18 protein-coding genes are annotated in these 19795 nt (G+C 62.8%); 7 read left to right on the forward strand and 11 right to left on the reverse strand.

Annotated elements, in window-relative coordinates; translation table 11 throughout:
• Nucleotide 1: 1 nt before the first annotated feature.
• Both BLP96_RS16455 and BLP96_RS16460 read right to left on the reverse strand, forming a co-directional pair.
• Nucleotides 2-973, reverse strand: coding sequence for an arsenic resistance protein (locus BLP96_RS16455; RefSeq protein ID WP_089688347.1), 972 nt, complete (start codon nt 971-973; stop codon nt 2-4).
• A gap of 121 nt (nt 974-1094) precedes the next feature.
• A complete protein-coding gene (locus tag BLP96_RS16460; protein WP_089688349.1) occupies nt 1095-2504 on the reverse strand; it encodes an MBL fold metallo-hydrolase RNA specificity domain-containing protein in 1410 nt (469 codons plus the stop codon).
• A gap of 115 nt (nt 2505-2619) precedes the next feature.
• Between BLP96_RS16460 and BLP96_RS16465 the strand changes: the two genes are divergently transcribed.
• Entirely contained in the window at nt 2620-3195 is a 576-nt protein-coding gene (locus BLP96_RS16465) for a hypothetical protein (RefSeq protein WP_089688351.1), read from the forward strand.
• A 16-nt stretch (nt 3196-3211) separates the two neighbouring features.
• On the opposite strand, the gene BLP96_RS16470 is transcribed toward BLP96_RS16465, so the two are convergent.
• From BLP96_RS16470 to BLP96_RS16480, 3 genes are all read right to left on the reverse strand, one after another.
• Nucleotides 3212-5014 carry a TRAP transporter permease gene (locus tag BLP96_RS16470; protein ID WP_089688413.1) on the reverse strand — a complete coding sequence of 601 codons (1803 nt, stop codon included), beginning with the start codon at nt 5012-5014 and terminating at the stop codon, nt 3212-3214.
• Between the two features lie 23 nt (nt 5015-5037).
• A complete protein-coding gene (locus tag BLP96_RS16475) occupies nt 5038-6030 on the reverse strand; it encodes a TAXI family TRAP transporter solute-binding subunit (RefSeq protein ID WP_089688353.1) in 993 nt (330 codons plus the stop codon).
• Between the two features lie 187 nt (nt 6031-6217).
• Nucleotides 6218-6877: a GntR family transcriptional regulator gene (locus tag BLP96_RS16480; protein WP_089688356.1), complete on the reverse strand. Its 660-nt coding sequence runs from the start codon at nt 6875-6877 to the stop codon at nt 6218-6220.
• Nucleotides 6878-7028: 151 nt separating this feature from the next.
• Here BLP96_RS16480 and BLP96_RS16485 point away from each other — a divergent pair, with 151 nt between their 5' ends.
• From BLP96_RS16485 to BLP96_RS16510, 6 genes are all read left to right on the forward strand, one after another.
• Nucleotides 7029-7601 (forward strand): chromate transporter, encoded by a 573-nt coding sequence (locus tag BLP96_RS16485; RefSeq protein WP_089688359.1) that lies wholly within the window; start codon nt 7029-7031, stop codon nt 7599-7601.
• Entirely contained in the window at nt 7598-8128 is a 531-nt protein-coding gene (locus tag BLP96_RS16490; protein ID WP_089688361.1) for a chromate transporter, read from the forward strand. The genes BLP96_RS16485 and BLP96_RS16490 overlap by 4 nt, the downstream gene beginning before the upstream one ends.
• 120 nt (nt 8129-8248) lie before the next feature.
• Nucleotides 8249-9211 carry a Bug family tripartite tricarboxylate transporter substrate binding protein gene (locus tag BLP96_RS16495; protein ID WP_089688363.1) on the forward strand — a complete coding sequence of 321 codons (963 nt, stop codon included), beginning with the start codon at nt 8249-8251 and terminating at the stop codon, nt 9209-9211.
• A gap of 56 nt (nt 9212-9267) precedes the next feature.
• Entirely contained in the window at nt 9268-9738 is a 471-nt protein-coding gene (locus BLP96_RS16500) for a tripartite tricarboxylate transporter TctB family protein (protein ID WP_089688365.1), read from the forward strand.
• A gap of 17 nt (nt 9739-9755) precedes the next feature.
• Nucleotides 9756-11276 carry a tripartite tricarboxylate transporter permease gene (locus BLP96_RS16505; RefSeq protein ID WP_089688367.1) on the forward strand — a complete coding sequence of 507 codons (1521 nt, stop codon included), beginning with the start codon at nt 9756-9758 and terminating at the stop codon, nt 11274-11276.
• Nucleotides 11277-11306: 30 nt separating this feature from the next.
• Nucleotides 11307-12914, forward strand: a complete 1608-nt coding sequence (locus BLP96_RS16510) for a gamma-glutamyltransferase family protein (RefSeq protein ID WP_089688368.1) — start codon at nt 11307-11309, stop codon at nt 12912-12914.
• Between the two features lie 107 nt (nt 12915-13021).
• On the opposite strand, the gene BLP96_RS16515 is transcribed toward BLP96_RS16510, so the two are convergent.
• The 6 genes from BLP96_RS16515 to BLP96_RS16540 all read right to left on the reverse strand — a co-directional run bounded on the left by BLP96_RS16515 (nt 13022) and on the right by BLP96_RS16540 (nt 19764).
• Nucleotides 13022-14383 (reverse strand): MmgE/PrpD family protein, encoded by a 1362-nt coding sequence (locus tag BLP96_RS16515; RefSeq protein WP_089688371.1) that lies wholly within the window; start codon nt 14381-14383, stop codon nt 13022-13024.
• Between the two features lie 61 nt (nt 14384-14444).
• Nucleotides 14445-15863 (reverse strand): MmgE/PrpD family protein, encoded by a 1419-nt coding sequence (locus BLP96_RS16520; RefSeq protein WP_089688373.1) that lies wholly within the window; start codon nt 15861-15863, stop codon nt 14445-14447.
• A 110-nt stretch (nt 15864-15973) separates the two neighbouring features.
• Nucleotides 15974-17275: a TRAP transporter large permease gene (locus tag BLP96_RS16525; RefSeq protein ID WP_089688374.1), complete on the reverse strand. Its 1302-nt coding sequence runs from the start codon at nt 17273-17275 to the stop codon at nt 15974-15976.
• 2 nt (nt 17276-17277) lie between these two features.
• Nucleotides 17278-17853, reverse strand: coding sequence for a TRAP transporter small permease (locus tag BLP96_RS16530; protein ID WP_089688376.1), 576 nt, complete (start codon nt 17851-17853; stop codon nt 17278-17280).
• Between the two features lie 15 nt (nt 17854-17868).
• Nucleotides 17869-18834, reverse strand: a complete 966-nt coding sequence (locus BLP96_RS16535) for a TRAP transporter substrate-binding protein (protein WP_089688378.1) — start codon at nt 18832-18834, stop codon at nt 17869-17871.
• A gap of 51 nt (nt 18835-18885) precedes the next feature.
• Nucleotides 18886-19764 carry a polysaccharide deacetylase family protein gene (locus BLP96_RS16540; RefSeq protein ID WP_089688380.1) on the reverse strand — a complete coding sequence of 293 codons (879 nt, stop codon included), beginning with the start codon at nt 19762-19764 and terminating at the stop codon, nt 18886-18888.
• Between the last annotated feature and the right edge of the window lie 31 nt (nt 19765-19795).

The following is a 19795-nucleotide window of genomic DNA, read 5'->3' on the forward strand; positions in this document are numbered from 1 at the left end:
CTCATGCGCCCTCCTCGGCCGGGCCGAACAGCCTCGGCGTCAAGCGTACGTACCAGGCCGCAGCCTGCACCTGCACGACATAGGCCAGCGCCACCAGCAGGGCAGCATCGGTACCGGCCTCGCCGAAGGCATTCATGGCCAAGGCCAAGGCGATGGAGAGATTGCGCATCACCGTACCGTAGACCAGCGCGATGCCGTCGCCGCGCGACAGGAAGCGGTGGGCCACCCAGGTGCTGAGTGCAAAGTTGATCAGGTAAAGGGCGAGCAGCGGCGCGGCGATCTCGATCAGCAATGCCGGTTGGCCCAGCAGCTCATCGGCCTTGAGCGCCATGGCGACGAAGACGATACCCAGCACGCCCAGGGTCGACAGCGGTGGGAATCGCGGTGCCCATGCCTTCTGAAAGGCGGCCTGGCCGTGCTTGCCGACCAGATAGTGCCGCGTCAGCTGGCCGGCAACCAGCGGAAGCCCCACCACCAGCAGGATCTGACGGAACACGACCAGCATGTCGACCGGTATGCTCGCTCCCATCAACGCCTGAACGTAGAGTGGCGTCACCAGCGAGCCGAGCAACAACCCCACCACCGTCATCTTGATGGCAGTAGCGACGTTGCCCTTGGCGAAGCCGGTCCAGGAGATCGTCATGCCGCTGGTGGGCAGCAGGGCCGCCAGCAGAAGCCCCAGCGCCAGATAAGGCTGCTCGGCGAACCACAGCCACCCCATGGCGAACGCCACGAAAGGGATCACGGCGAAATTGATCAGCTGCGCCAACCCCAGCGCACGGGCATCGCCCCCCTGCCACAGTTGCTTCAGCTTCAGATTGACCATCATGGGGTAGACCATGAGCAGGGTCAGCGGCACGACCAGAGCCGTGAGCCAGGCCACCGGTGCCACGCTGCCGTAGACCAGCCCCAGCACCATGGTCAGCGGAATGGCAATGAGCAGATTGCGCGTTAGCCTCGCCAGTATCGCCATGCCGTGCCCCCTGCCGTCGACGGCCAAAGGGCCGTGCGCTCAAACAATATACAAATTTATATAATGTTTGGGCGCAAAGGCCAAGGGGCATGTTGTCGCACCCCGCTCTTATCAGCGCCAACTAGAGCGGAATGCAGTCCTGAAAGTCGGGAATCTCGGCATCGATACCGGCATCGGCCAGTGCCCGTTGCAGCACTCGCTGCGCCTCCGGCTCGCCGTGAACCAGGTAGACCAGCGGCCGATTGCGAAAGGCGCCGGCCCAGCCGATCAGCTCGCTCTGCCCGGCATGGGCGGAAAAGCCGCCGATGGTATGTACCTTGGCCTTCACCGGCAGCTCCTCGCCGAGCACCTTGACGCGTTCGGCACCGTCCACCAACGCACGTCCGAGAGTGCCGGCAGCCTGGAAGCCGACGATCACCACTCGCGTGCTGGGCTTGGCCAGGTTATAGCGGAAATGATGGAGAATGCGCCCGCCATTGCACATGCCGGCACCGGCAATGACGATCGCCCCACCGTGGATACGGTTGATCGCCATGGACTCCTCGACGCTGCGGGTCAGGCGCAGGATGGGAAGATACTGAGAAGGGTCGCCCTGGGCCGCAACGTTGAGCACCTTGAGATCGTCGCGGTTGAGCGAATTGCGTAGCCGGTCGTAGAGCTCGGTGACGCGAATCGCCATGGGGCTGTCGAGGAACACCACCTGCTGTTTCAGCCGCCCTTCATGGTAGAGCACGCTCAGGTGATAGAGGATCTCCTGAGTGCGCCCCACCGCGAAGGCGGGAATCAGCACGTTGCCGCCGGCCGCCTGGGCTTCGTCGAGCACCTGGGCGAACTCCTCCAGGGTCTCCTCGAGCGGACGGTGATCGCGGTCGCCATAGGTGCTCTCCATCAGCACCAGATCCGCCTCGTGCAGCGTCTCGGGATCCTTCATCAGCACCGAACTGGGGTTGCCGAGGTCACCCGAGAAAACCAGATGGCGCTGCCGGCCGCCGGAAGGCACCATCAGCTCGACGATCGCCGAACCGAGGATGTGCCCGGCATCGCGGAAGACCAGGGTCACGTCGCCGGGAAGATTGACCGGCTGCCCGTAGCCGTGGGGCACGCACAGCGCCAGGGTGTCGGCCACGTCGTCGATGGTGTAAAGCGGTTCGACGAGCGGCTTGTCGGCGCGCTTTCGCCACTTGTTCTCGAACTCAATGTCCTTGGCCATCACGAAGGCCGCATCCTGGAGCATGATCTCCAGCAGTTCGGCAGTATCCCGCGTGCAGTGGATCGGTCCGCGATAGCCCTCCCTCACCAGCTTGGGGAGCAGGCCGGAATGGTCCAAGTGGCCGTGAGACAGCACCACTGCCTCGAGCCGCTTGGCCAGCGCTCCCAGCGGCCTGGCATTGGCCCGGTCGGCCTCCGCCCCGCCCTGATGCAGCCCGCACTCGAGTAGCAGCGCATGTTGCCGACCGTCGCCATCTACCTCGAGCAGATAACGCGAACCGGTGACTTCTCCCACCGCTCCCTGGAAGGTCAATGTCGACATGACGACGGCTCCTTGCTGGAATGGATGCTCGGCTTCAGCATAACGGAGTCACGCATCATGCCGATAGCAGGGGCCAAGCCAACGCCACCGTCCCAGCACTGGCACAGGAGCCAACATGCACTTCACCACCCTAGGCCCCGCCGGCAGCAACCACGCGCTGGTACTCGAGCGCTATCTCGCCGCGCGCGGCATGAGACAAGCGAAGGTCCAACTGGCCGAGCGTTTCATGGACGCCTTCGACGCCCTGCTCGAAGGCACCACCGACTTCGTGTTGCAGTGCACCGCCCATCCCAGCCATGGCGAGTGCGTGGGCCGCTACATGCACCGCGCCTTTCCGGTGGACGCCTTCATCGCCGGCAGCAAGCCGCTGGCGGTGCTCGCCAGGCAGGAGATCGAAATGCCGCGCACCATCGGCCTGCAGCCGGCCACCCGTCACTACACCGACCTGAGCGGCTATACGGAGCAGATCGAAGCGCCGACCATCGTCGACGTGGCCGAAGGGCTTCTCGAAGGCCGCTTCGAGGCCGGGCTGTGCGCCCGGGAGGCCTTGGAGCAAAACCCCCAACGCCTGCGCCTGGTCGAAGACCTGGGGCCGGCACTGGACGCCTGGGTGCTGTTCGGGCGCGAAAAGCTCGCCGAGGACCCGGCGATCTGGCCGCAGGCGCCAGTGGTGCGACAGTTCGGCGCGTGAGGCCTCGCCAGCCGACCTACACCACGAAGATCACCACCGCCCCGGCCAGTATCAGCAGCCCACGCAGCCAGGCCGCACGCCGGGCGATCACGCCATAGGAAATCGCCCCCAGGCCCACGGCGATCTTCGACGCATCGAAAAGTGCCCAGGCAGGGTCGAAGGCCAGGCGAATGACGTCGGGATTGGCCACCATGGCCAGCGGAATCAGGTAGAGACCGATGCCCAGCGCCATCGCCTTGAGAGCGACCTTGAGCCAGTTCTCGCCGACCATGCCGGCGGCGATGAACACCCCGCCGCACACCGGCGGGGTGATGGTCGACAGCAGCGCATACCAGAACACGAAAAGGTGCGCCAGCAGCGGCGACAGCCCCAGCTCGGTCAGCGCCGGCCCGGCCACCGACACGCAGATCACGTAGGCCGCGGTGGTCGGCACTTCCATGCCCAGCACCAGGCAAGCCAGCGCCGTCAGCAACAGCGCCGGCCACAGCAGGTCGCCGGACAGCGACAGGATCCCCGAGGTGATTTTCACCCCCAACCCGGTCATGCCCAGCACCCCGATCACCAGCGAAGCGCAGATGATGATGGCGCCGATGGTGGCCACCTGCTTGCCGGCGATCACCAGCGCCTCGGCAAGGCGCTCGGCGAACCCCGACAGCGAGAAGCGCAGCGTCACGTCGAACAGCAGCAGCGCCACGCCCACGAAGATGGCCAGGCTGGCGGCATACTGTGGGGTCAAGCCACCCACGAAGATGCGCTCGAGCAACACCACGAACGGCACGGCGAAGAACAGCGAGGTGATCAGCACCTCCTTGGCACTGGGCTGCTCGCTGGCCGCCATGGGTCGCAGGTCGTGGCGAGTGGCGAAGGCGTTGATGCCCACCCACACCGTGGCGAAATAGAGCATCGCCGGCAGCATGGCCGCCGCCATGATCTGGGTATAGGGCGTGCCGGTGAGTTCCACCATCACGAAGGCCCCGGCCCCCATCAGCGGCGGCATGATCTGTCCCCCGGAGGAGGCCACCGCCTCGACGCCCCCGGCCAGGGAACGGGGGTAACCCAACCGCACCATGCCGGGAATGGTGATGGCGCCGGTCGAAGCGACGTTGGCCGAGGCGGAACCGGAGATCGACCCCATCAACGCCGATGAGATCACCGAGACCTTGGCCGCCCCGCCGGTCAGCCGCCCCGCTACGGCGCTGGCCAGGTTCATGAAGCCACGGCCCGCCTCACCGGCATTGAGCACGGCGCCGAAGATCACGAAAATCGCCACCACGCCCACGCTCACTCCGGTCAGCTTGCCCCACAGACCGCCCTCGGTGATGGTCAGCGTGCCGATGAAGCTTCCCGTGGGAATGCCCTGATGGCCGAACTGGCCCGGCACGTACTCGCCAAGCAACCCATAGAGCAGTGCCACCAGAGCCACCAGCGGCAATGGCCAACCGATGGCTCGCCGCGCCGTCTCCAGCGCCAGGCCGATCAGGAAGACGCCGATGGCCATCTGCCAAGGCGTATCGATGAAGCCGTACTGATTGGCCAGCGACGACTCGTTGAGCGCAACGTAGGCACAAGCCGCCACGCCAAGCAGCGTCAGCCCCCAGCCGCTGGTGCGCTGCCAAGGCGTACGCGCCGCGAAAACGAGCACCCAGGGCAGCAGCAGCGCCATGTGGATGGGGCGACTGATCATCGCCGGCGTGAGACCGTAGAAGATCAATCCCAGATGAAAGATGACGGACACCGCACCGAGCACCACCCAGGCCGGATGCACGCGCGTGGAAAGCGAACCGGCGGCCTGCGCCGCCGGTGATATCGTTGATGTCATCATCGATGAGCCGTTGTGGAGAATCAGCGCAGTGCGTCGGGGATCTCGATGCCTGCCTCGTCGTAGTAACGCACCGCCCCCGGATGCAGGCTACCGGCAATGTTGCCGATCATGTCGTGGGTGATGCCGCCCCACCAGGGCGACTCCTCGGCCATCGTCTCGCGGCGCTCCCAAAAGGTCTTGGTCAGCGTATAGGCCGTCTCGTCGTCCATGTTCGTGGTGGTGTAGGCGATCACCGGCAGCGAGGTGGTCTCGACGTCTTCATCGATGCCGTTGTAGGTGCCGCCCGGAATCGTCTGATGCGCTGCGCCGGTCTGCTCGATCTGCGCCTCGGTGAGGCTCACCAGACTGATCGGCATGCTGGCCGCGGTCTCGATCACGTTGGGCGTGGGAAAGGAACTCGCCGTCACGAAAGCATCGATCTGACCGTTCTTGAGCGCGTCGGGGCCGCTGCCGATGTCGGCATCCGCCACCTCCACCTCGTCATCGAGATCGAAGAGCTCCAGATAGCGCTGCGCCTCGCGCGCGCCGAAGCTGCCGCGTCCGATCAGGATGTGCTTGCCCTCGAGGTCCTCCAGCGCCAGCACGCCGGCATCGTCGGCCACCACGAAGTGCATGGTGATGGCCGGAATCGGGAAGAGTCCGCGAATCTCCTGGAAGCGGGGACTCTGGCGATCGGCGAAAGGTCCTTCGCCGGCCTGGGCGCTGTCGATCAAGCCCGGCGGCGTGGTGAACACGTAGTTGCCCTGGCGGGCCATCACTTCCATCACGTTCTGCACCGAGCCCTGGCTCTCTTCCAGGGTCAGGGAGACCTCGCCATCGGTGCCCCGATCGATGGCCTCCGACAGCTCCACGCCCATTTGATAGTAGGCGGTGCCGGCCGAGGCCGACTTGTACGTCACGCGGGTCTCGGCCTGGGCGCCGAAGGCGCTGGCTCCCAGCACGACGGCGATGGCCGAGGCGAGAAGGGGGCGGGACAGAGGGCGAGTAGTGCGAGAACGGGAAAGGCGGGACATGTAGGGCTCCTTTCTGCGTGTCCAGTGGTCGGGGCGAGTTTGTTATGGATGCTCCGCGAAGGGCATCGGATACCGCTCCCTATCATGCCGATTTTTCGCCGCATGAACACCCGTTTTCCAGCGTCTCGACCACGTCGTGTTCGCTACCCTGCCACCCTGGGTCGCGAAACGGGGCCGCCCCTGGCGCTCACGAAAAGCTTCCCAGCGCCACCTCGTAGGAGCGCTGGATATGGTCGTCCATGAGATCGCGGGCGGCCTGCACCCGCCGGTCCAGCGCCAGGTTCACCAGCTCGCCATGCTGTGCATCCAGCACGCGACGCACGTCGGGAACGTTCGGTGCCAGGCGGCGGTAGCGGTCGAACTGATCGTGCAACTGCTCGATGAAGCGAAGCAGCCAAACCGAGCCGCAGGGAGCCACCAGGGTCCGGTGGAAGCGCGTATGCATCGCCTCCCACTCGTCGACCTTCTCGGGTGTTTCGTCGGCGCGCTTGAGGCGATGCGCCACTGCCAACAATTCCGACTCCCACTCGGCATCGCCCCGCTCGATGGCACGTTCCAGCGCCATGCACTCCAGCTCGCGGCGCATGTCGGCAATGTCGTCGAGTTCCTCCCGCGCCAGGCGTGGCACCCGGAAACCTCGCTGATTCTCCTGAATCAGCAACCCGTAGGCAGCCAAGCGATTGAGTGCCTCTCGCAGCGGGCTCAAGCCCACGCCATAACGCTCCTTGAGCGAGCTGATCGCCAGCTTCTCGCCCGCCGCAAAGCGCCCGTTGACCAGTTCCTGGCGCAAGGTGTCGTAGATTCGACTGGACGCCGTGACGCCCTCCTCGCGATTGAAAGCTCCCATCTTCCCTTCTCCCTTGCACGGCCCCCGCACTTCGGAGGTTGACGACGGCTCATCGAGCAACCTATATTCTAGACCATATAATCGATTTTTTGACTTAAAAAGTGATCATGACAACAAAATCAATTCCAAACCCCCATCGCCGAGGTCGGGCATGACTCGGCAGACCCCGGCCCCGCTCGGCTCGCTGCTGGGTGCCTTCACCCGCATCGGCCTGCTGGGCTTCGGCGGCGGGCCCGCCATGATCCCGCTGATCCGGCAAGAAGTCGTCACCCGCCACCGCTGGCTCGACGACGAATCCTTCGCCGACATTCTCGCCATCGCCAACACGCTGCCCGGCCCCATCGCGACCAAGATGCCCGGCTACATCGGCTACCGCATCGCCGGCTATGCCGGCTGCATCATCGCCGTTTCGGCCGTCATCGTTCCCATGATCGTCGCCATGATCCTGCTGCTCGGGGCCTTCCGACACTACCGCGACCAGAGCTGGATCCAAGGCATGAGCCAGGCCGTCATCCCGGTCGTCATGGTGATGATGGCGCAGTTGACCCTCGACTTCTGGAACAAATCGCGCCTGTCTCTCGGCAACGCCGTCAGTCTGGGCATGTGTGCCGCCGCCGGCGTATTGATCTACCTGCTCGGCCTGCATCCCGGCTGGGTCATCGGCGCCTTGCTGCTGGCCGCCATGCTCAAGCCCGACGGAAACGGGCAGGAGGCCGACAAGTGATCTACTGGGAACTGTTTCTGGCCTTCTTCATCCCCAACATCATCGGCTACGGCGGTGGGCCCGCCATCATTCCCCTGATCGAGGCCGAGGTCGTCGGACGCTACGAGTGGATGTCCGCTCAGCAATTCGCGGAAACGCTGGCGCTCGGCAACGCCCTGCCCAGCCCCATCGCCACCAAGATGGCCGGGCAGGTCGGCTTCGAAATCGCCGGCGTGGGGGGCGCCCTGGTCGCCGTGCTCGCCACCGTCGTGCCGTCTCTACTGCTCATGCTCGGCGCCCTGGGGCTGCTGTATCGCTACCGCGACTCCCCGCGGGTGAAGCGCATGAGCCAGTGGGTTCGCCCGGTCATCACCATGATGATGGCATGGTTGACCTGGAGTTTCTTCAGCGAAGGCCTGCACGCGGCCGGCCTGCTTCACACCTTGGTGATCGGCGCCGTCGCTGCGCTTGCCCTGCTGCGTTTTCGCATCCACCCGGCCTTCATCGTGATGGCCGCCCTGGCCTATGGAGGTGTCTTTCTCGGCTGATCCATACGACCCAAGAACATGCCATTCAACAACAATCGACGCGCCGGAGCACAGGCTCACACCCCAGCTCTTCGCCCCGCGAAGAGCGCCAAGACAAAAGACACAAGACGAGGTGTTACCATGATCCGCAACAAGCTGACTCCCCTAATCGCCGCTTTCGGCCTCGCCGTCGCCGGTTCGGCCCAGGCCGATTACCCCGAGCAGGACATCCGCCTGGTCATTCCCTATGGTCCCGGCGGCGCCACGGACATCATCTTTCGGCTGATCTCGCAGGAGGCCGAGCAGCATCTCGGCGAATCGATCGTACCCGTCAACCAGGCGGGCGCAGGTGCGACGCTGGGCTCGCGCAACGTGAAAGACGCCGACCCCGATGGCTATACGCTGCTCGGCAGCCACGACACTATCGCCCTCTCCAAGCTCGCGGGCACCGTGGACTATTCCTACGACGCCTTCGAACCCATCGCGCTGCTGACCCAGACCATCAACCTCCCGGTGGCCCATGCCAATCACGAGGTCAAGAGCGCCGACGAAATCGCCGACTACGTGGAAGAGAACCCGGGTGAGGTTCGCTTCAGCATGATCCCCAGTTCCACGGATCACTTCTTCTGGGTGCAATTCTTCGATGCCGCCGGCATCGACATGGCGGACGTGCGCCTGGTCGGCTATCCGGACACCGGCGAACAGGTGTCCGCCCTGCTTGCCGAAGAGATCGACTTCGCCATGTTCAACCTGCCCTCCGCCGGTCAGTTCTTCGAGGACGGCAGTTTCACGCCGCTGGGCGTCGCTCACCCGGAACGGCTCGACAGCCTGCCCGATGTCGCCACGCTGCGTGAGCAGGGCATCGAAATGGACCACTCCACCAGCCGCGGCCTGTTCGCTCCCAAGGGAACGCCCCAAGAGGTGCAGGACACCCTGGCGGAAGCCTACGGCAAGGCACTGGAAGACGACGAGGTGCGCAGCCGCATCGAGAACGAATTCGGCTCGGTGGTGCGCTTCCTGGCCGGTGACGACTACCAGGACTTCCTCGACGAGAACGAAGCCGCACTCAGCGCCGCCGCGGAAAACATCGACTTCCAGAACTGAAACGGCACTTCCCTCCGGTGACCCAGGCCACCGGAGGGAATCCGGAGACACTGACCATGCTGACCTTGACGAAGGATCGCGCGCTTGCGCTTGCGATGTTGCTCATCACCGGCATCATGCTCGTGGAAACGCGCAACATTCCCGAACCCACCAGCTGGCAACCCTACGGCTCCGCGCTCTTTCCGCGCATTCTACTGGCGGTGGTCGCCTTGCTGTCGCTGCTCATCCTGGTGCGCACGTTCTTCGGGTCGCCCAACCACTCCCCCGCTCCGCGTCACGCCTGGCGGGAGTGGATCATCCAGAACCGCTCCATACTCGCGCTGTTCGGTGCGTTCGGACTGTATGCCGCATTGCTTCCGATCATCGGCTACATCGCTGCCACCCTGACCTTTCTGCTCGCCTCTCTGGCTCTGCTGATGGGGGTGGACACGAAGCGCAAATGGCTCATCAATCTGGCGGTTTCCGTGACCCTGACCTTCTCGGTCTACGTCATCTTCCGCTTCGGCCTCAACGTCTGGCTGCCGTGACATCGTTGGAGTGACCCATGGCTGACTTCTTTCTCCAAGCCCTCTCCCTGGTCAGCAGCCCCTCCGTGCTGCTGCTGATCCTGATTGGCGTTCTTTTCGGCATCGTCGGCGGCAGCATACCCGGCTTCACCGTCACGATGGCGATTCTCGTGGTATTCCCCTTCACCTTCGCCATGGACCCGGTCAGTGGCGTCGCCTTGATGGTGGGCGTCTTCGTGGGGGGCTACTCGGGAGGCATCGTATCGGGCGTCATGCTCGGCATTCCCGGCACCCCTTCCTCGATCACCACGGTCTACGACGGCTATCCCATGGCTCAGCGCGGCGAGCCCGGGCGCGCGCTGGGCATCGGCGTCGCCGCCTCGTTCATCGGCACGCTGATCAGCGTGGCCGTGCTGGTCTATTTCGGCCCACTGATCGCCCACTTCAGCATGCAGTTTCGCCCCTGGGAGATCACCGCGCTCATCCTGTTCGCCCTGACGCTGGTGGCCGGGCTGTCGCAGGGCGCCCTGCTCAAGGGGCTGCTGGCCGCCGCACTCGGCCTGCTCATCACCACCGTGGGCTACGATCGCAACAGCAACCTGCGCTTCGATTTCGGTTTCCCGTTCCTGGATGCCGGCTTCGAAATGCTGCCGGTGATGATCGGGATCTTCGCCTTCTCGCAACTGATGGGAAACCTCGAGGATCTACGCGACGAATCGCGCGTGGCCGGCCAGAAGGTCGACACCAACGTCTCGATCCCTTACCGGCGCATCGCCCAGGACATGGCCGGCCAAAAGGTCAACACCCTGCGCTCGTCGCTGATCGGCAGCCTGGTGGGCGCCCTGCCCGGCACCGGCGGCACCGTGGCCAATTTCGTCAGCTACGACCAGGCCAAGAAATTCTCGCGCCATCCCGAACGCTTCGGTACGGGAACCCCGGATGGCATCGTGGCCTCGGAAGCCTCCAACAGCGCGGTAGCCGGCGGCGCCTTCGTACCCACGCTGGCGCTGGGCATTCCCGGCGACCTGCCCATGGCCATCATGATGGGCGTGCTGATCCTGCACGGCATCACGCCAGGGCCGTTGATGTTCGAACAGAACCCGGTCTTGGTCGGCGCCATTTACGCCAGCCTGCTGATCGGTGCCGTCATCATGGTGCTGTGTCAGCTCTTCCTGGTCCGCTGGTTCGCCAAGATATCCTTGATTCCCCAGCAGATTCTCGTTCCCGTGGTGCTGATGCTGTGCGCCATCGGCTCCTACGCACTGAACAACAACCTGTTCGACGTCTGGGTGCTGTTCGGCTTCGGGGTCGTCGGCTATCTGCTTTGGAAGGCCCGCGTGCCGCTGACGCCACTGATTCTCGGCGTGGTACTGGGCAACAATCTGGAGCGCCAACTGTTTCGGGCGCTCGAGCTCGACAGCAGCTGGCTGACCTTCCTGACGCGCCCGCTGTCGGCCCTGTTCCTCGCTCTCGCCCTCGCCTCGGTGATCTTCTCGCTCTATCAGAACCGCAAGATCGAACGCCACCGGCGCGAAGCGGCCGCCAGCCACGACGCCTGATCGCTACCGAATACCCATGGAGGATTTCGCATGCAGCACGATGCCCGCTTTTACCCCAGCCCCTCCCGACGCATGGCCACGTTCGGCCGGCGCGGCATGGTCGCCACGTCGCAACCGCTAGGTGCCGAGGCCGGCATGCAGATGCTTCGCCAGGGCGGCAACGCCGTGGATGCCGCCATCGCCACCGCCGCCGCCCTGACGGTGGTGGAGCCGACGTCCAACGGCCTGGGCAGCGACGCCTTCGCCATCGTCTGGATCGATGGCAAGCTGCACGGTCTGAATGCCAGCGGTCCGGCCCCGCAAGCGGCCACCCTCGAGCGGGTGCGCTCGCTCGGCCACGACACCATGCCCGAACACGGCATGATCCCGGTCACCGTGCCCGGCGCGCCCGCCGCCTGGGCGGCCCTTTCCGAACGCTTCGGGCGTCTGCCGTTCGCCGAACTGCTCGCCCCGGCCATCGCCTACGCCGAGCGGGGCTTCCCCATTTCACCGGTCGTCAGCCAGATGTGGGAAGAGGCCTTCGACGGCTACGCGGCTTACGAAGAACCCGCCTTCCGCCCATGGTTCGATACTTTCGCGCCCCACCAGCGAGCTCCACGCCCCGGCGAGATGTGGGCTTCGCCCGATCACGCCTCGACGCTTCGCAGCATCGCCGAAACCCACGCCAAGTCGTTCTACGCCGGCGAGCTGGCCGAGCGGATCGACGCCTTCTTCCGCGAACACGGCGGCCTGCTGCGCCGCGAAGACCTGGCCGCCTACGCGCCGGAATGGGTCGAGCCCATCGGCACCACCTATCGCGACCACGAAATCTGGGAGATCCCGCCCAACGGCTGCGGCCTGATCGCCCTGCAAGCCCTGCGCATGCTGGAACACCTCGGCGCGGAGGGACGCGACCCGGTGGAAACGCTGCATCGGCGAATCGAAGCCACCAAGCTGGCCTACGTCGACGGACTGCACTACATCACCGAGCCCGGCGACATGCAGCCCAGCGTCGACCAACTGCTGGATGACGGCTACCTGAAAGCGCGCGCCGCCGCCATCGGCGAGCGCGCCCTGGACCCGGAGCACGGCAATCCGATCAGCGGCGGCACCGTCTATCTCGCCACCGCCGACGACGACGGCAACATGGTGTCGTTGATTCAGAGCAACTTCAAAGGCTTCGGCTCCGGCATCGTGGTGCCCGGCACGGGAATCAGCCTGCAGAACCGCGGTTGGTCCTTCAAGCTGGACCCGAACCACGCCAACGCCCTGGCCCCGGGCAAGCGCCCCTATCACACCATCATTCCCGGTTTCATCACGCGCCACGGTCAGGCCGTCGGCCCCTTCGGCGTCATGGGAGGGTTCATGCAGCCCCAGGGCCACGTGCAGGTGATCACCGGCATGCTGGAAGACCACCTCAACCCGCAGGCCGCCCTGGACACGCCGCGCTGGAAGTGGACGCGAGGCCGAACCGTCGAAGTGGAACCGCACTTCCCCGACCACCTGGCACAAGCCCTGGCACGCCGCGGCCACCACATCGTCAAGCAGGCCGACCCCATCAGCTTCGGGCGCGGCCAGGTCATCCTGCGCGACCCGGACAGCGGCGTGCTGTGCGGCGGCACCGAGCCCCGCACCGATGCCGCCGTGCTGGCCTGGTAGCCCAGCCGGCACTCGACTCGCGGGGCCGAGGTCGAACTCGGCCCCTCGAGATTCTCATCGAGGGCGAGGCGCCGACCCGCGCGGGCAGGCGATGCGCAAGGCCGCCGTCAGGCGAGCCACTGCATGAGAGAACCGACCCGATCGCGCTGCGACAAGGTTTGCGTCCAATCGATCAAACGATCCACGGCTTCGACCTCCCGCAAGCCACCGGCGTCGGCCAAACAGCGGAACTTGGCCAGTCGCTCTTCCTCGCTCAACGGATTCTGAGGATCGCCCTTGGGATGATCCAGGCGGCGCTCTATCGTACGCCGATCCCGCGTGGTCACGACGACCTTGCCGACCCACTTCCGTGGGTAAGCAGCATCGACCTCCGGGTCGAATGCCATGGTGACCCGCTTCGCGAAATCACGGACTCGTGGGTTGCGAATCGTGTCGAGCGTGAAAGCCTCGACACCGGCAGAACCGTAATGCGCCAATAACCCCAGCACACAGCCCATCGAAAACTTCGCCTCACTGATCGTCTCGGGGGCGACCGACGGGTTGAGTACGTCAAGCGCCCCTCGATGCACGCCAACGCTGACGCCGACGATATCCTCCATGGCCAGTCGTTCATCCTTGCACAGCGACACGAAAGCATCGGCTCCAGGGTGGGTATGGCGACAAGAAGCATGGTATTTGAGCGACGTCTCGAGCACTCCCCAGCGGCGGCCTAACCCATCGACGAGGCGATCCGCGTCGATGCAGTCGGACATCGCCTCTCCCATCCCCTGCCGGCCCAGCAAGATGTCACTGGCCCCCGTGACTCCCTGCTGAGCGAGAGCGGCGGCCAGCAGCCCATTGCTGGCCGCCTTGGCGGCATGCAATGGGCGCGAATCGGCATCATCGTGAATGAAGGCCCAGAGGCCGGACGCTTGCGTGCCGGCACTGCCCAGGGCATGCAACATGGATCGGTGGTCGAGACGCATCGCACGGCCGGCAGCCATCGCCGCGGCCAGCGTCCCCACGGTAGCCGTCGTGTGCCAGCACCGATAATGCGATGCGCCGAGGCACTCACCCACCCGGATACCGGCTTCATAGCCGGCCACGGCAGCGACGATCGTGTCACGACCGCTAAGGCCCCGTTCCTGGGCAAGAGCCAGAACGACAGGAAAAACCACGGCTCCGGGATGCAGGATCGACGCGTTGTGCAAGTCATTCTGCTCGACGATGTTGCCCGCCGCTGCATTGATCATCGACGCCGCGAAGGAAGAGCGACGAGAAGCGCCAGTCAGGATATCGCAAGCCCCTTCGCCGGGAGCGATACCCTCGACGACGCGCCCGAAGCAGGGAGTCGGATGCAAGTGACGACCGGCAATTCCCGACCCCAGCCAATCCAGCATCAGGTTCTGGGTCGTCTCGACGACCGCGCTGGGCAACTCATCGAATGATAGATTGGTGACGAACCTCACCAGATCATCGGTTGCTGTCATTGTCATTCCCGCCTCGAGAGAGGGCGCGGTCGAACGTCGGCTTCGATCACGCCCCGACGATTCACGCAAACGAGGAAACGCTACCCATCACTTCGGACAAGAGAGCCGAAACGTCTTCCGACTCATCGATGCGCTGAGTCTGCGCAAGAATCGCAGCCTGAGTCGAAGGATCGATCAACCCGGCGGTACACGCCCTGAACTTGTCAGCCAGGTCGTCATCGGACATCGGCTTGGCCGGTCCTCCGCGATACCGGTCGTCGGCCTCCTTGACGAGTACCTGACCGTCTTCGAGAGTGAGCTCGATTCGCGAACGAATCTTGTCGAATCCGATGCTCTCGATATGCCGATCCAGATGCGTGTGGACCCTGGCCTGCATGTCCTGCATGGCATCTCCAGCCACGACCTCATCGGTGAACTGCTGCCGACCGGCTTGACGATAGAGAACGATCATCGACAACAGCGCTGCCATCGAGAACTTGGCTTGCAAATGATTCTTGGCAACCGCGTAGCGAATCGGGTTGAGAATGTTGCTGCCCGCAAAGAAATCGATCGACGTCACCTTCGCAGGATCGACGTCATGCTCTTTCACGAGTTCCAGCAAGGCATCCATCGACTGGTGCGTGACGATACCGGAAGGGTAAGGCTTTATGCTCACGCCAGGCGATACGATGGACAGAGGATTGGCGAAACCGGCCGCCGCCTTGTCGGCCGATACGCCACCCGACATGACCGTAGGCAAGCCCCAGCGGCCATCGAGTGCGGTCGGATCGGCCGTCACCCCTCTGGCGGCAAGGCGCGCGGCCGTCACGCCGTTCTCAGCAGCGCGCCCTACGTGCAGCGGCTTGGTCATCGTGCCGAAATTGCAGCGAATGCCTGCCGCAAAGCTGGCCGCCATGCCGATGGCATGACGTAGAGAGTCACCCTTCAGACCCATGATCTTGGCTGCCGCGACACAGGCGCCAAGCGTGCCGACGGTACCCGAGCTATGATGGCCTCGCAGGTAATGGTCTGCCTGCATCCACTCGGACACCTTGGTTTCGACTTCGAAACCGGCCAGGAAAGCCGTCATGATGGCCCTGCCGCTGGTGACCCCCTCGGCCTGGGCTGCGACCAATGCCCCAGTCAATGGTGGAACGGAAGGGTGCGTGAGCAATCCATAATGATGGTCGGGATCATGACTCACTTGAGTGTCGTCCCAGTCATGCGCATGCCCAGCCGTTCCCATCACCCGCGCCGCCTTGCTGCCGGGCACCTTGCGACCTCCCCCCATCAACAGCAGGGCTTCAGGATTTCCACCTTCATCGAGCGCTTCACGCGCCAGGATTTTCACTACGTCTTCAGAGGTTCCGGCAATGTACAAGCCAACCGTATCCACGATGCAGCGCCGAGCAGTTTCCAGGGCCTCCTGAGGTATGTCTTCATACTGAAACGTCTCGACGAAAGAAACTGCCATGTCCGTAATGTTGATGTCTTTTTTCATCATGCAATCCTTCTTTTAGGTTGATATGGCGCACTCCGCCATGGCGCACCGACCATGCACCGACAGCTAGATGATTCATTTGACCGACTCAGGCGATCAGGACGATCCCGCTAACCTCGAACCGTATCGGGTAGAAACGTAGCAATCTCCGGAAAGACGATGAGCAGAACCGTAGCCACGACCAGCAACAGGAAAAATGGGAAAGCGGCACCCGCAACATAAAGCAGGTTTTTTCCGGTCATGGATTGGAGAATGAACAAGTTGATCCCGACCGGCGGCGTGATTTGCGACATCTCGATCACTATCACGATGAAGATTCCGAACCAGATCGGATCGACGCCCGCCTGATTGATGATGGGCATGATCACTGCCGCCGTCAGCACGACGATCGAGATACCGTCCAGAAAACATCCAAGGACGATGAAAAGCAGGGTCAGTGCAATCAACAGCTCGAACTGGCTCAAGCCGAGCGAACCCACCCACAGAGCCAGCTCACGAGGAATGCCGGTATACCCCATGGCAACGGACAGGAAAGCCGCTCCGGCAAGAATCAAGGTAACCATGCAACTCGTCATCATGGCACCCATGACGCTCTCTCGCAGCGTTTGCAAGTTAAGCGACCCCGTCACGTAAGCCAGCACCAGCGCACCGACGACACCAACGGCAGCGGCTTCCGTCGCCGTCGCTATCCCAAGATAGATAGAGCCGATGACCGCTACCATCAAAAGCAGAATGGGAAAAAGCTTGGTAGAGCGCTTCACTCGCTCTCGCAATGGAATGCTCGGTTCTCTGGGCGGAACCTTGTCCGGATTCAGCAAGGACCAAATCGCCAGATATCCCATGAAAAGCGCCATCAGCATCAATCCTGGAATGACACCGGCAATGAAAAGCCGACTGATCGAAACGTCAGCAGCGACGCCATAGACGATCAGAATGATGGAGGGTGGAATCAGGAATCCCAGCGTAGACGAGCCGGCCAGGCTGCCGATCACCAGCTTGGGATGATAACCACGCTGAAGGAGCTCAGGGATGGTGATCTTCCCAATCGTTGCCGTAGTGGCAGCCGACGAGCCGGAAACGGCGGCGAAGATACCGCAGCTCACGACATTGACATGCTTGAGCCGACCGGGAAAACCGGCAAGCCACGGAGTCAACCCTTCGAACATGTCTTTCGCCAGGCGCGTTCTGAAAAGAATTTCCCCCATCCAGATGAACAGCGGCAACGCCGTCAGTGCCCAGCTGGAACTCTGCCCCCAGACCACCGTTGCCTGAATCGACCCGGCGGGAGCAGCGGAAAACAACACGATACTGAAAAGCCCCGCCGTCAGTAATGTGATGCCTACCCAGATCCCAGAGGCAAGGAGAAGCAGCATGAATGAAGCAACGATGATACCGATCAGTGAAACATCCATGGTCAATCCACCCCTAGGGTCTCTTTATTCTTTTCGAAGTTTGGCGACATCCCCAGCAAAGTCCGAACGAGATCCTCGATCAAAGCCATGGAAAAAAGCACCATGCCAATCGCCATGGACAACTGAGGAATCCACAATGGGTAGCTGATGATACCCGATGACATTTCTCCGAAATCCCAGCTCAGGTACACCATGACCATAGTGTTGTAAGCGAGGTAGATGACCATCGAGGAAGCCAGTGCCAATGCCATCACCAGCACCCAGCGCCTCATGGCCTGAGGCAGTTGATCGGTGAGCAAGGTGACGCGAATGTGGGCCCCCTGGCGAAACGAATATGCCAGGCCAAGAAAACTCGTAGCGGCTAGAGAGTAACCGGCGAACTCGTTGGCGCCGGGAATTTGTACTCCGATGAGGCGACCCACGATCTGTGCAACGACGAGCACGGCAATAACGACGAGGAAGACACCTGCCAACGCACCTGAAATGCGAAACACGCGGTCCAGCAAGCTCGACAACATGATTTTGCGCCTTTTGCGATTGAAGATGGAGGGCCAGCGCAGTGCGCCGACCCATCCCATGCATCCGTCACGGACTTACTCAATCGCCTCGAGCACGGTCTGGCCATCCGGACCGACCTCTTCGGACCACTCGGAAGCCATCGTCTTCCCAATCTCGTTGAGCTGCTGGCGAAGGGTGTCAGAAGGCTCGAGAATGGTCATCCTCTCGCCCAGGTCGGCGGTCGATTCCTCGAATACCGCTTCGCTCATTTCCCAACCGCGAGTTTCCGCTTCCTGAGCGGCATCCAGTACCGCCTTCTGCTGTTCTTCCGGCAGCGCATCGAATGCATCCTGGCTGACGAAGATCATGTTCTTCGGAAGCCAGGCCTGAAGGTCATAGTAATACTCCGAAAACTCCCAAGCTTCTGTCCGGTGCCCCGTCGCTGCCGACGTTACCATGGCGTCGACCACGCCTGCGGAGAAGGCCTGAGGAATCTCGACCGCCTCTACCGTCGTCGGAGTCGCCTCCATCAACGTCGCCATCTCTTCGGTCATCGAGTTGTAGGTCCGGAAACGAACACCCTCCATGTCGGATATGTCGTTGATTTCTTTCGTCGTAAAGAAACCCTGACCCGGCCAGGGAACGGCATAGAGCAGTACCAGCCCATCATCCGCCATACGCTCCTCGACGAAGGGGCGCTGGGCGTCCCAGAGCGCCCCGGCCTTGTCGTATCCATCGATCAGGAACGGAATGGCATCCACGGAATACATCGGATCTTCATTCGCGAGGTTGCTCATCATGATCTCACCGGCCGCGACTTGACCGGTTCGAACGGCACGGCGAATTTCAGGATGCTTGAACAGCGACTGGCCCGAATGGATGGTGATGTTCAATTCACCGCCCGTCATTTCGCTGACATCTTCCGCAAAACGATTGATGTTCTGAGTGTGAAATTCAGCCTCCGGATATGGAGTGGCCATATTCCACGTCGTCTCGGCAGAGGCCGTCGTCGCAAAGCCCATGGCCGCCAGGATACCGGCTGTCGTTAGAGCCTTTTTCATTGTTAACCTCCAACTATTCTGAGTTCGGTCTTTCTTGTTATTGCAAGTCATTCATCCAGCAGGTCTTTCTGCAATGAACCACTCCGCAATTCGATTGGAACCGGCAAAGGTGATGTCAGGATGTGATGCCAGTTCCTGGATCAATTTTTCGAAGAACGTGAAACGGTGGGGCACACCGACCAGATGAGGATGCAAAGCGATGGTCAACACTTGGGTCGTGTTTTCCGCCTCTCGCAAAAGAATCGGCAACGTCCACTTCACACGGTGATAAAGCTCATCGGAGCCATAGGCATTGATCGCCCATATCGGCACGTCATTGAGCTCCAGCGAATAAGGAAGTGCCAACAAGGGGCCGTGCTTGGTCGTCATCCAGCAGGGCTGATCGTCGACCATCCAGTCCTGAGTGAAAGCGAGTCCCTCCGCCTTCAGGTGGTCGGCCGTGTCTGCCGTTTGCGCAATTCCCGGCCCCAGCCATCCCTCGATGGGCCTGCCATAGAACGCGGAAAGGCGGGACAGGCTTTCACGAATCGTTGCCACTTCATCGTCGACGGCTTTCAGCGATTGCTGCATCACGCCGTGGCCCACGATGTCCCAGCCTGCCTCGCCGATACGCTCGGCCACTTCGGGATACACGTCGCACACATTGGAATTCATGGTGGCCGAGGCGTGAATTCCATGATCGTTGAGCAAGTTCAGCAACCTCGGCATCCCGCGTCTCAAGCCGTATTCGACCCAAGAGAAATTGGGGACGTCCGGCGACTCGGCCGGCTTGCCATGCGGCGCAGTCATCAACGCTCGCGGCATGGGCTTGTCGTAAGGCCAATGTTCGACATTGACGACGACATTGATCACGACCCGCTTCCCTTGGAAGTGGGCAGGCGCCTCGGCCGTACCGGGCATCGCGAAAGGAATTCGTGGATTGGATTGCACGCCGACTCACCCTTGTTGTTATGCATCTGTG

The sequence above is a fragment of the Billgrantia gudaonensis genome, assembly GCF_900100195.1.
In the GTDB taxonomy this organism is placed as follows: Bacteria; Pseudomonadota; Gammaproteobacteria; order Pseudomonadales; family Halomonadaceae; genus Halomonas; species Halomonas gudaonensis.

What these genes read in the sequence shown, in the direction of transcription:
- BLP96_RS16455 (WP_089688347.1), bottom strand. Translation starts at nt 973, where the DNA reads ATGGCGATACTGGCGAGGCTAACGCGCAATCTGCTCATTGCCATTCCG.
- BLP96_RS16460 (WP_089688349.1), bottom strand. Translation starts at nt 2,504, where the DNA reads ATGTCGACATTGACCTTCCAGGGAGCGGTGGGAGAAGTCACCGGTTCG.
- BLP96_RS16465 (WP_089688351.1), top strand. Translation starts at nt 2,620, where the DNA reads ATGCACTTCACCACCCTAGGCCCCGCCGGCAGCAACCACGCGCTGGTA.
- BLP96_RS16470 (WP_089688413.1), bottom strand. Translation starts at nt 5,014, where the DNA reads ATGACATCAACGATATCACCGGCGGCGCAGGCCGCCGGTTCGCTTTCC.
- BLP96_RS16475 (WP_089688353.1), bottom strand. Translation starts at nt 6,030, where the DNA reads ATGTCCCGCCTTTCCCGTTCTCGCACTACTCGCCCTCTGTCCCGCCCC.
- BLP96_RS16480 (WP_089688356.1), bottom strand. Translation starts at nt 6,877, where the DNA reads ATGGGAGCTTTCAATCGCGAGGAGGGCGTCACGGCGTCCAGTCGAATC.
- BLP96_RS16485 (WP_089688359.1), top strand. Translation starts at nt 7,029, where the DNA reads ATGACTCGGCAGACCCCGGCCCCGCTCGGCTCGCTGCTGGGTGCCTTC.
- BLP96_RS16495 (WP_089688363.1), top strand. Translation starts at nt 8,249, where the DNA reads ATGATCCGCAACAAGCTGACTCCCCTAATCGCCGCTTTCGGCCTCGCC.
- BLP96_RS16500 (WP_089688365.1), top strand. Translation starts at nt 9,268, where the DNA reads ATGCTGACCTTGACGAAGGATCGCGCGCTTGCGCTTGCGATGTTGCTC.
- BLP96_RS16505 (WP_089688367.1), top strand. Translation starts at nt 9,756, where the DNA reads ATGGCTGACTTCTTTCTCCAAGCCCTCTCCCTGGTCAGCAGCCCCTCC.
- BLP96_RS16510 (WP_089688368.1), top strand. Translation starts at nt 11,307, where the DNA reads ATGCAGCACGATGCCCGCTTTTACCCCAGCCCCTCCCGACGCATGGCC.
- BLP96_RS16515 (WP_089688371.1), bottom strand. Translation starts at nt 14,383, where the DNA reads ATGACAGCAACCGATGATCTGGTGAGGTTCGTCACCAATCTATCATTC.
- BLP96_RS16520 (WP_089688373.1), bottom strand. Translation starts at nt 15,863, where the DNA reads ATGAAAAAAGACATCAACATTACGGACATGGCAGTTTCTTTCGTCGAG.
- BLP96_RS16525 (WP_089688374.1), bottom strand. Translation starts at nt 17,275, where the DNA reads ATGGATGTTTCACTGATCGGTATCATCGTTGCTTCATTCATGCTGCTT.
- BLP96_RS16530 (WP_089688376.1), bottom strand. Translation starts at nt 17,853, where the DNA reads ATGGGATGGGTCGGCGCACTGCGCTGGCCCTCCATCTTCAATCGCAAA.
- BLP96_RS16535 (WP_089688378.1), bottom strand. Translation starts at nt 18,834, where the DNA reads ATGAAAAAGGCTCTAACGACAGCCGGTATCCTGGCGGCCATGGGCTTT.